Here is an 11,542-nt window from a genome sequence, read left to right on the forward strand (position 1 = left end):
GGCTTTGCGCACGACTGCGTAAAGCCTTTCAACCAATTCTTTTCACTCCTTATCCCTTACAATTATGAAAAAGAACTATGTATACCCAATACAAGAGATCAGCTCACTGCTGCTGTGGGCCTGTCTACTTATCAGCCAAATTACCGGGGCACAATCTATACCCGACGCCCAGTGGGCACGGGGTGGCCGTTTGCTGGTTATTATGGCAGATGGGAACATCACAACAACAGGATTTAGTGGAGTAACAAAATATTCCCTGACCGGCGATGTAATTTGGTCAGTGGGTCCGCTAAAGGGAGGTAATTATATCGGTGGACAGTTTCAGGGGCACGATTATGAATACATTCGCGAAATTACAGCAGCGGGTGCGGCTATCAATGGTGGATTAACCGTTGCGGGACCACTCAGTGTCAGGCAATCAGCCAGTGTACCCGTTCGAATTAACGCCAATGGGAATAATGGGCAACAGAATACTTTTTGGGGAGATCAGGACATTTTCGGTGACTCTCCGCGCGATTTAATTGGCACACCCGATGGTGGATTTATTATACTACACTCCGTTACACATTCCGATGGCTCCTCTTCCGATGCTGTTCTCCGAAAATATAATGCGGGCAAACAGCTTTTATGGGCCCAGCAAATCGACTACCCAAACCCCAATCCGCCAACCCCGAACCTGGGTCTAACCAAAGGAAATACCATCATCAACACGCCCGATGGCGGTTATCTGATAGCGGGCTATTTTAATGCAGCCGGTGTCAACAATCCAGAAAAAGGCTGGATGGCCAAACTAGATGGCAACGGCAATGTACTCTGGCAAAAGCTAGTCGCCATCCCCGCACTCAATAACGCTCCGGGACCAGGTGACATCAATAGCCTGAGCACCATTACCGACGCCATTCCCTCAACCGATGGCACTGGCTATGCTCTGGTAGGACTCGGAACCGCTTATCCCAACAACAATGCCACCGTGCTGGTCGAGATTGATTTTAATGGCAACGTCCGACCCGGCAGGGCGAAAGCCATCGACATCCAGCAGGCCACCAATGCTTACATCACCCCCTACACCGGCAGTAACGGCAAAAAATACTACGCTGTTGGTAACTCCGTGCTGCCAGGGCGGACTGACCCCCAAATCCTGCTGATTGACCCGGCTGGAATAAACGTGGTGGCCAAACGGGTATTCCAGGGGCCGGGTGAAAGCAGGCTAATCAATATTGCCACCGCCGGTGATGGCAGTCTGGTGTTCGTGACCGACAATAACCAACTGGTCAAACTCCAGCCCGAAGCAACAACTCCGCCCCCACCCATCGAAGGGACGCTGACCCTGCTGGCCCCTACCTATAACTGCTCCACCGGGGCTTTCACCTTCAATACCACCGGCGGCAACGGCTCAACCATCGAGTACATGGCACCGGGCATTACCGGCTGGACCACCAACCCAAACCAGTTTGTCGATGAAGGCTCCCGCACCGCCAACGATGTGCAGCCCTTCACCCTGACGGCCCGCCAGAATGGGATCACCGTCACCTACATCTGGGACCTGAGAGCCTACTGTAACGGTACACCACCCCCACCGCCGGTCAACCCGCCCACGGGCGGTGATTTTGCCCTGACTACCCCTACTTACAACTGCTCCACCGGGGCCTTCACCTTCAACACCAGTGGGGGCAACGGCTCAACCATCGAGTACATGGCACCGGGCATCACCGGCTGGACCACCAACCCAAACCAGTTTGTCGATGAAGGCTCCCGCACCGCCCTTGACGTGCAGCCCTTCACCCTGACGGCCCGCCAGAATGGGGTCACCGTTACTTACATCTGGGACCTGAGAGCCTACTGTAACGGGACACCACCCCCACCGCCGGTCAACCCGCCCACGGGTGGCGCACTGACCCTGACTGCTCCTACCTACAACTGCTCCACCGGGGCCTTTACCTTCAATACCACTGGAGGGAACGGGACTACCATCGAGTACATGGCACCGGGCATCACCGGATGGACCACCAACCCAAATCAGTTTGTCGACCAGGGATCCCGCACGGCCAACGATGTGCAGCCCTTTACCCTGACGGCTCGCCAGAGTGGGGTCACCGTTACCTACGTGTGGAACCTGAAAGCCGCCTGTGGACGGGCCCGCACAGCGGCTCTGCCCGAACCGGGTACGCAGCTACGGGTACGATTGCTGGGCAACCCCATCCCCAACCAGACGGCGGAGGTCGACATCAGCGGGGCTGAGCATCAGGTGCTACAGTTGAATCTGGTCGACCTGCAGGGTCGGGTGCTCCATCAGCAGCGCATCCAGCAGGCGGAATCCACCGAACGGGTGAGTGTACCGATGGGTGAGCGTAGTGGGGTATTTCTGCTCAACGTGAGCACCTCTACCCAGCACCAGCAGGTGAAACTGGTGAAGCCCTAGCGGACCGATCATGTTTACAGTAAGCCAACCGGAAAGACTGGCGTACTGTAAACATTCCAAATTCTGCACTACCCCCACTTTAACTATATCTACTATGAACATTATCTACAACCAATCACGCTAGATACAGCGTTGCCTTTTGCTCTTCATGACTGGTCTGGCTTTCCAGAACGGCCCGACGGTTCCGTATAAAATGCAGGCCGATGGTACGCTCATTCGCCTGGGGTCGTACGTAGCCAGCGGGTGGTCTAAAATCGCCAGCGACAGGTTGGGGCAACCGTATTATGTGCTGCTGAAATCCGTTGCCCAGAACGGGGGAGATTTTAAACTGACCGGATTTAATCGGTTAGCTATACCTTCTTCAATTTGATCTTTCTTTAGCGTATGCGATACCTGATTTTACTAATTCTGTTAGCCATTAGTGGGTTACTGGGACTCAGTTCCAGCCATTCCGCCCAGGCTCAGTCGTTACCGGGGTCAACTTCATTCATTTGTGGCGCCCCAGAATTAACCCGGGAACAGGCCATCTCGCTGGTGCAGGCTGCTGAACTGGCTTTTAAACGAAAAAAAGCCTCCATAACCTCCGGAGAATCGTTACCACCGATTACGTATGTACCGATTCGGCCCCACATCATTCGCCGGAGCGATGGGACAGGCGGATACAGCCTGGTGAGTATGAACCAGGTAATGGCCCTGACCAACAGTTACTATCTACTCAACGGGATGGGTATCCAGTTTTACTTTGCCGGGGCGACACCTGATTACATCGACAATGATGACATGTTCAATTCGTACAGTAACCAGTCTGTAGATACCTACGATGCCCGTAATGCGATGAATCAGTACTACGTCAACCAGTTTTCAAACCCGGGACTGGGAGGATATGCCTATTATCCGTACGATGCCATTTATTCTACCCGCTCGTTTATTCTCAACGAAAACAATATTGAGGATATGGGAAACCGCCTGGTGCCGCATGAACTGGGCCATAGCTTCAACCTGATTCACACCTTTGGAAACAATAACGGAACGCAGACAACTACCGAGTTGGTAACACGGGGCAATGGTGCCAACTGTACTACCGATGGCGATCTGATTTGCGATACGCCCGCTGACCCCGCCACCATGGCTGGCACCTCCTTTATATATCCCAATGGTTGCATAGAGTATGATCCTAACAGTACGGCACGTGATGCGAATGGGGATGCCTATGCCCCTTTTGTAACTAACATCATGTCGTACTATTTCCCCTGTACACACGATTTCACCCCTGGCCAACACGACCGAATGCAAGCCGCATTGGCCCTTCGGCAAAGCCACACGGCCTACACACTGGATGCCCCCCCAACAAACGTCAGCGCCCCCACCAATTTTACGGCCGGTCCAATTGGCTATTCCGTAAGGCTCACCTGGCAGGACAATGCCACTAATGAGACGGGCTATTTCGTTGAGCGGTCCACCTCACCCACAACCGGCTTCGTACCCATTGGCGGGGTAGCGCCGGATGGCGTTAGTTTTACCGATACCAAGGTAACAGTCAACACCCAGTATTATTACCGGATTCGGCCTTCCAACACCACAACGGGCAGCCTTAGCCCTGTTGCGGACGTGTTTTTCAGTCAACCAGTCTTAGTCGTAACCGGACTTACAACAACCAGCGTCACCTCCTCAAGTGCCAAACTGAGCTGGAACAGTCTTGGAGACTACATAACGTATGATCTGCAATGGCGAATTTTGGGTAGCCCCTACTGGAACTCTGCCTTCAACATAGCTCAGCCAACAACGGACTTAACATACCTGAATGGCAATACCACCTATGAGTGGCAGGTGAAAGTAACGGGTTCTGACACCTACTCAGGACCTGTTACCTTTACTACGATCTGCCCCCAGGCAAGCCCTACGTATACCAGTAGCAACCCCGCTCGTACAACTGCTTCCCTGAGTTGGGGTGGTGCCAATTACTTTCCAGGCTATACACTCCAGTGGCGAACCGCTGGCTCAGCCGACTGGACCAGCATTAGCATCAATAACAACTCCTACTATACGCTTACCGGCCTAACGTCGGCCACTACCTACGAATGGCGGGTGCAGGGTGTCTGTTCGGCTTCAGCGGCTTCAGCCTTTACCAGCCCACAATCATTTACTACGTATGCGTGTTTGGTGCCGACCTCTCTGTACACGGGAACCGTCAGGTCGGGTTCGGCATTGGTCAACTGGTACATACCTTATGGTTATAGCGATCCAACTGTTAGATTTGACCTTCGGTATCGACCCGTTGGCACACCCACCTGGACAACGGTCAGCAGCCTGACTGGCAATTCTTATAATTTAACGGGTCTGACCAACAATACGACCTATGAATGGCAGGTTAAAAGTGTGTGTTCGGCCACCGAACAGTCCGATTTCAGTTCATCCATCACCTTCACAACCTTCTGCCTGGCACCTTATAGCTTAAGTAGTAGATCGACCGCCACATCGGCTCTTCTGTCTTTCGGTTATGCCGGGTTCCCCGAATTTGGCAGTACCTACGAAATCCAGTATCGGGTGGTGGGAACAACCGACTGGACCGTTGTCACGGGTAATCTAACCAGCGGTGCCTACGGCTCTCGTCAGATTACCGGATTGGCCACCAACACGACCTATGAGTGCCGCGTTCGAACGGCCTGCTCGGCGAATGCGTTTTCGGACTTTACCACTACAAACACCTTTACAACCGGCTGCTACGCTCCTGAACCCTACAGCCTTTACGTAGGTTCGATTCTTTCGTCGTCGGTCGATCTCAACTGGTCTTTATCGTTCGATGCGGGTACAACCTTCGATCTGCGTTACCGGCCCGTTGGGGCACCGGAATGGACCAATCTTACCAGCCTGACCGCTACGACGAGTTACGGGGGCAGCGCTCATCTGGCGGGCCTCCCCAATAATACGCCGTTTGAATGGCAGCTCAGGCTGGTCTGCTCACCTACCGAAAGTTCAACCTACACGTCGGGACCGAATTTCAGCACCCGTTGTCAGAGCCCTTCACCACAAACAGTAGACACTCGCGTTGCGTCTGCAGTGGTATACTGGACTCCAACCGAATCGGGTGCTACCTATGATGTACGTTACCGTCAAAGTGGCGCAACTGACTGGATAACGATCACCAATCTGAGCAGCACCAGTGCCGTACTAAGCGGCTTAACCGGTAATACCAGCTATGAATGGCAGGTTCAATCCCATTGCAGCGACAACTCCTATTCTGGCTTCTCTGGTTCGTACTTTCAGACACGTTCCTGTAATATGCCGTACTATCTGTTCGCTACCGTTAACACCAACTACGCCCGGGTGAACTGGTCTATCGACGTGGCTGACGTCAATACACGTTTCGAGATTATGTACAAATCCTCGGACGTGAGCAACTGGACACACGCAACCAACTTATCAACTGACACCGGAAAGGGCGATTATGACCTACCTGGCCTGGAGGCCAATAAACGATACCAGTGGCAGCTCAGAACGCTTTGCTCACCCACTGAAAATTCGGCATACGTTTTTGGGCCTGATTTTGTTACCGGCTGTCCTACTCCTACCAATTTGTATACGATAGCCCATCCCACTACCGCTAACTTATCCTGGACACAACCGGGTATTAATGTAAACTATGAAGTACGGTATCGGCTCGTTGGCGCAACCGATTGGATAACGATCAGTAACCCGACCAGCACTACTGTTCTGGCAACGGGCCTGACAGACAATACAGCGTATGAATGGCAGGTAAAAACCCATTGTGGCAGCAGCGATTCAGATTTTTCGAATGTGGCCAATTTTACTACGACCCCCTGCCCGCCCCCCTATTATGCGTTTACCACTAATTTAACCACTACGGCTGCCCGCCTGAACTGGAATATTGGCTATGCGGATGTGGATACCCGTTTCGAGGCCCGCTACCGCCTGGTTGGCGCTACCGACTGGATAACCCTGTCGAACCTCAGCAGCGACAATGGTTTTGGCTACTTTAACCTGATGGGCCTGGCTGTTGATTCTCCCTATGAGTGGCAGATCAAGACCCTATGTTCGGCGACTTCGGGCTCTGTCTTTACCAATTCGGTTTCATTCCGCACGGTTAACCCCTGCAGCAGCATGTACACGCTAAAGGCGGGACTGTGGAATGACCCAACCGTCTGGTCATGCAACCGGGTTCCGCTTGCTTCAGACCCGGTACAGATAAAACACGCAGTAACCATTCCGGCCAGTTATCAGGCTCACGTAATGCGGGTCATGTATGACATGGGGCAGCAGGTCGTATTCAGTCAGGGCAGCACCCTTCAGTTTGGCCAGTGATTAGGCAAATAAGCAAGATAAAAAATAGATCGTTCGGTCGTTACGGCACGGAGAGGGATTCTCGTTGCAAATGGGCCGCTCCGGCGCACCGGGATTTATACGCTAAGAAACGGAATTTGTAGGTAAACGTTGATTCTTGCTATAGAGCAATGTACTATCAAAAAAACCGGGCCGCCGATGCGGTCCCTAAAAAACGTACCCAAAAATGCCCAGTCTATTTAATCAGACGGGGTAGTTTAGCTTATCAAAAAGGAAACCCTATACCTACGTCTGGAACCTGAAAGCCGCCTGTGGCCGGGCCCGTGCAGCTGCCCTGCCCGAGTTGGGTACCGGCCTACAGGTGCGGGTACTGGGCAACCCCATCCTCAACCAGACGGCGGAGGTCGACATCAGAGGGGCAGAGCGTCAGTTCCTACAGTTGAATCTGGTGGACCTGCAGGGTAAAGTACTCCATCAGCAAAGCATTCCGCAGGCGGGATTGAGCGAGCGGGTGAGGGCAGTGGTTTGTTCCTCTTAAACGTGAGCACTTCCACCCAGCACCAGCAGGTGAAATTAGTTACCCAACCCTTTCTTACCGGACTACCAGTTCCACGCGCCGGTTCAGGGGTCGCTGTGCTTCGTCGGCATTATTGGCGATGGGCTTTGTACCACCGTACCCTTTGGCGGTGATCCGATTTTCGGCAACGCCGTGTCGGATTAAGTAACTGGCCACCACTTTCGCCCGATTCTCCGACAAAGCCAGGTTCAACCGCTTATCGCCCACGTTGTCGGTGTGGCCCGCCACCTCTATCCTCAGAGCGGGATTAGCCCGTAATGCCTGCACAAGTTCATCCAGTTCGGCGTAGGATTCCGACAATAGTTTATAATCACCCTGGGCAAAAAGGACGTGCCGAAGCACAAATGCGTTACCCGCTTTGAGATTGGCGAACGGCGACGCAGGCAAACGGGATGAAGCCGCAGTCCGATTGGAACTAATGGATGCTACCGAAATAGATTTTTGAGGAGTCGCCGGTTTGCTGACCAGCTCTTTCTTCACCACCGATGTACCAGCCAGTTTGGCTTTTACCGTAGCCGACGGTGTACGTACCAATGACGTCCGGCTGCCCGATTTTGGCGTTAGGTACTTACCGGCAATCACCTGCCGCGGCAGTGGACTTTTGTAGGAGGGCCGGTTGTTAATGAGCATCTCCCAAAATACCGAGATAACACTTCCTTTCCAGTCATTAAAATACTCGATACGCAGGTCATACGACCGCCCGCCGACAAGGGCAATATCACCCGCGAAGTTACTGTCGTCCTGTTTTCGCCACTCGTCAATTACTTTTTTACCGTTCACCCACACCCGTACGCCATCATCGGCCAGCGCACTGAATCGGTACCTCCCCGACCTGGGCGCATATAGTTTGCCTGTCCACCGTACCGAGAAGTATTCCCGCTGCACACCAGGGCCGGGATACTGTCCGTTCCAGTCGAAATCGACTGCCGGGTCGATTCGGGTCAACACTTTACGCTCAAAGTTTGGCCCGTTAAAGTACTCGCCGGTCAAACCGTTTGTCGGTTTTCCCGTTTGCGCTGCTACCTGGCTACCCAGCAGCATGAGTAGCCAACCGATTGTCCCTACCGTTCTCATATAACCCCACTTTAGCCATAGAGAAGTTACGAACTTTAGGCTTTCGATCAAACAAAGGGCCAGGATCCCGCCAAATCATAAGCCAATAAATTAGTGTACGGGGTTGGCTAACTACAGAACGGCATACTCAGTCCTCCTTTCCGTTAAATGACTGGTTACTGTTCTTTCGAAGAGTCTAGGGTTTCCCCTAATTTTCACAAAGTCGGGTTTTCACTATTCCATCACACTATCCTTTAGTCCTAATTTTGCCAAATAAAGTTCTATTTCGCACAAAAGAAACCAGAGGATGAACGGATGATGTTATTCTACTAACGTAGTGAATTGACTACGCCAATTCCGCTTCCTTTTTACAGGCCGGCATTCGAATACATCCATTTATTAATCACTCGTTTTACCACTAATTAGTGAAATACATGACACGCTTGCTCATTGCGGATGATCATAACGTATTTGTAGAGGGCATTGAATCCCTGATATCCGGCTCATCGGAAATTGAGGTGGTCCAACGCTGTTATTCCGCGTCTTCGGTTATCGAAACGTTGAAGCAGGTAGCCATTGATGTGGTGCTTCTGGATGTTTCCTTTCCCCTGATCGATGACGGGCTTGGCCTTTGTGAGCAGATCACCCGCCTGTACCCACAAACAAAAATCATTGCCCTGACCATGCACGACGACGCCAGCCTGATTAAGCGGATGGTAAAGAAAGGAGCACAGGGATACCTGCTGAAGAATACAACCAAGATGGAGTTGTTGCAGGCCATCCGGACGGTAGCGGAAGGAAAGCAGTACTTCAATGAAACCATTACGCACGTATTACTGAACGATGAACCCCGGTTCAGGAAATCGATAGCCGGGGCCGGGCTGAAACCAAACCTGACACCCCGCGAATCGGAAGTACTGACGCTGATGGCGCAGGGATTGACGACCCACCAGATGGCCAACCAGTTGTTTGTCAGCGATAAAGCGGTCGAGTTTCACCGCAGCAGCCTGCTCATGAAGTTTGGTGTGCATAATACGGCGTTACTGATCAAGACCGCCATGGAAATGCAATACATTGATTAATAGAAGTATCCATAATCTTCTTTTGCCCGAATGAAGCTATCTCTTACCGCTAAACGACTCCCCCCAAACTGGGTTGCAGCCTTCCTGTTGCTGGCCGTATGTGGTGGTTTCCAGCCTGCTGTAAGCGCGTCAGGATCGGCTCCGGTTGATAGTGTAAAAAGGCAGATCAGGCAGTTGATCCAGCATAAAGAATTTGGGCAGGCTGCCAGGGCGTATGATCATCTGGGCTGGCTGTATCATCAGCAATATGGGTACAACAAACACACGATTGAGGCTTATTTCAATGGGTTGAAATACTATAGCTTACTGGGCGATTCGCTGGGGTACTACAATGAGCATATCGTGATTGGCGATTACTACACGCACGATTTTTTCATGCAGGGCTACGCCGAGAAGTACCTGAAAAAAGCACAGCAATTCTTTGAACGAACCCACAACATGCCCAAAGTTATTGAATGCAGGCTGGGGTTTGCCAATATTGTCCAGCAGAAAGTGCCAATGCCGAAGAATCTGTTTACGCAACTTCGCGAAACGGAGCGGCTGAGTGCGCACTACAACCAGGATTACTCGCAGGCCTACGCGCTGAACTTGCTGGCCAACACATACTCACGAGTCAAAAAGCCAGACTCTGCCGCCTATTTTGCCAACCGGAGTTTACGAATCGCACAACGGTTGAAAATCAACTGGCTAATTGCCCAGAATTACTTTTACCTGGGCCTTGTCAACCAGTTTAGAAATCAGTCTTCAGCCGCAATCGATGCGTACCAGAAGAGTTTCGAACTGGCGAAGTCGGAAAATGATCTGGCTATGCTCCGGGAGCTTTCCCGGCACACCGCTGATAGTTATTCGCGACTGGGTGATTATAAAAATGCCTACGAAGCCTCACTCAAAACGCTTGATTACGCGAATCAGTTTAATACCTCCGAGCAAACGAAAAGTATTCGGTTACAGGAACTGGATAGCCAGATAAAGGCGCTGGCCGTGGAGAAAAGGCTGGTCGAAGAACAAAGCCACACGCAGCAGGTACTCAATTCCATGCTGGCCGTTGGCCTGTTAATCAGTGTACTGGGCGTACTGGCGCTCATATTCCTGCGTCGGCAGCAAAAACTGATCGCTCATCAGGAAACGGTTATCGCACAGCAGCAGATTCGGCAACTGGAACTCAAGTCTCTGCGGGCCATGATTGAAGGGCAGGAAGGTGAGCGGAGCCGTATTGCCCGCGACCTGCACGATGGCCTGGGTATTCAGTTATCCCGAATCAAACTCTTCGTGGAAGCGCATCAGGAGCAATTTCCACCCGATGTAAAAGGCCCACTGAACCAGTTCCTGGACGAAGCCTGTACCGAAACCCGGCTTATTTCCAATAACCTGCGCCCCTACGCCCTCTCTACATTCGGGCTTATTCCGGCCCTGGAAGACCTGGTGCAAAAATTAAATCTGGTCAATCAAACGACCCTGATTCTGGAGCATTACGGCGAAGTACCTCCCCTCGGCAACGAGGCTTCGGTCATGATTTACCGGGTGGTGCAGGAGTTGCTCAATAATGCCCTCAAACATGCAAACGCCCGGACGGTTACGGTGCAACTAATGGCGAGTAGCGAAACAACCCTGATTAGTGTCGATGACGATGGTCAGGGAGCTGATTTCGACGCCAACCCATCGACGGGCAACGGCATTACCAACATCAAATCGCGTATTGCTTTCCTGGGTGGGCAAGTCATCTGGCAGAGTGAAGCCCACAAAGGCACCTCGGTGATGATCTCGCTGCCCATGCAGAAACTATTGAAACCACCCGATAAAGCCTGATTTACATAGCTGATTATCAGTCACTAAACGACTATGGACTGGAAGTCCATAGGTTTAAGAACGAATGGAATTCGTCTGGTTCGGTTGAAACCGACTGAAAGTATACCACTTTAAGTGGGCTACTCCAGAATAAAATTCTCATCCCCATTGGGATGCTCCTTGTGATGATCCAAGTACGCTTGTAGCAACTCGTCAGTAATACTACCCACGCTCCAAGCACCGTAACCAACACCCCAGAAATGACCGCCCCAATACCGACGCTTCAATTCAGGAAACTCTTGCAAAAGCAACTTCGCACTGCGGCCT

The 11,542-nt window shown here is 52.0% G+C and carries 8 protein-coding genes; 6 read left to right on the forward strand and 2 right to left on the reverse strand.

What is annotated here, in order from left to right:
• Nucleotides 1-64: 64 nt before the first annotated feature.
• The 4 genes from B157_RS0105590 (at nucleotide 65) to B157_RS38055 (ending at nucleotide 7,256) form a co-directional block, all read left to right on the forward strand.
• A complete protein-coding gene (locus B157_RS0105590; protein ID WP_020602386.1) occupies nucleotides 65-2,419 on the forward strand; it encodes a T9SS type A sorting domain-containing protein in 2,355 nt (784 codons plus the stop codon).
• A 148-nt stretch (nucleotides 2,420-2,567) separates the two neighbouring features.
• Nucleotides 2,568-2,789, forward strand: coding sequence for a hypothetical protein (locus B157_RS0105595; RefSeq protein WP_020602387.1), 222 nt, complete (start codon nucleotides 2,568-2,570; stop codon nucleotides 2,787-2,789).
• A gap of 14 nt (nucleotides 2,790-2,803) precedes the next feature.
• A complete protein-coding gene (locus tag B157_RS36710; RefSeq protein ID WP_020602388.1) occupies nucleotides 2,804-6,739 on the forward strand; it encodes a fibronectin type III domain-containing protein in 3,936 nt (1,311 codons plus the stop codon).
• Between the two features lie 322 nt (nucleotides 6,740-7,061).
• Complete coding sequence (locus tag B157_RS38055) at nucleotides 7,062-7,256, forward strand: hypothetical protein (RefSeq protein WP_245565031.1); 195 nt, start codon at nucleotides 7,062-7,064, stop codon at nucleotides 7,254-7,256.
• 54 nt (nucleotides 7,257-7,310) lie between these two features.
• Here B157_RS38055 and B157_RS0105605 read toward each other — a convergent pair whose 3' ends face one another.
• A complete protein-coding gene (locus tag B157_RS0105605; RefSeq protein WP_026308515.1) occupies nucleotides 7,311-8,369 on the reverse strand; it encodes an OmpA family protein in 1,059 nt (352 codons plus the stop codon).
• A 413-nt stretch (nucleotides 8,370-8,782) separates the two neighbouring features.
• Between B157_RS0105605 and B157_RS0105610 the strand changes: the two genes are divergently transcribed.
• Nucleotides 8,783-9,430: a response regulator gene (locus B157_RS0105610; protein WP_020602390.1), complete on the forward strand. Its 648-nt coding sequence runs from the start codon at nucleotides 8,783-8,785 to the stop codon at nucleotides 9,428-9,430.
• Nucleotides 9,431-9,460: 30 nt separating this feature from the next.
• Nucleotides 9,461-11,236 carry a tetratricopeptide repeat-containing sensor histidine kinase gene (locus B157_RS0105615; protein ID WP_020602391.1) on the forward strand — a complete coding sequence of 592 codons (1,776 nt, stop codon included), beginning with the start codon at nucleotides 9,461-9,463 and terminating at the stop codon, nucleotides 11,234-11,236.
• Nucleotides 11,237-11,355: 119 nt separating this feature from the next.
• On the opposite strand, the gene B157_RS0105620 is transcribed toward B157_RS0105615, so the two are convergent.
• Nucleotides 11,356-11,542: transposase (locus tag B157_RS0105620; protein ID WP_020601803.1), on the reverse strand; the 187-nt coding region annotated here is incomplete at its 5' end.

Origin of the sequence: Spirosoma spitsbergense DSM 19989, assembly GCF_000374085.1 — a bacterium.
GTDB classification, from domain to species: Bacteria; Bacteroidota; Bacteroidia; order Cytophagales; family Spirosomataceae; genus Spirosoma; species Spirosoma spitsbergense.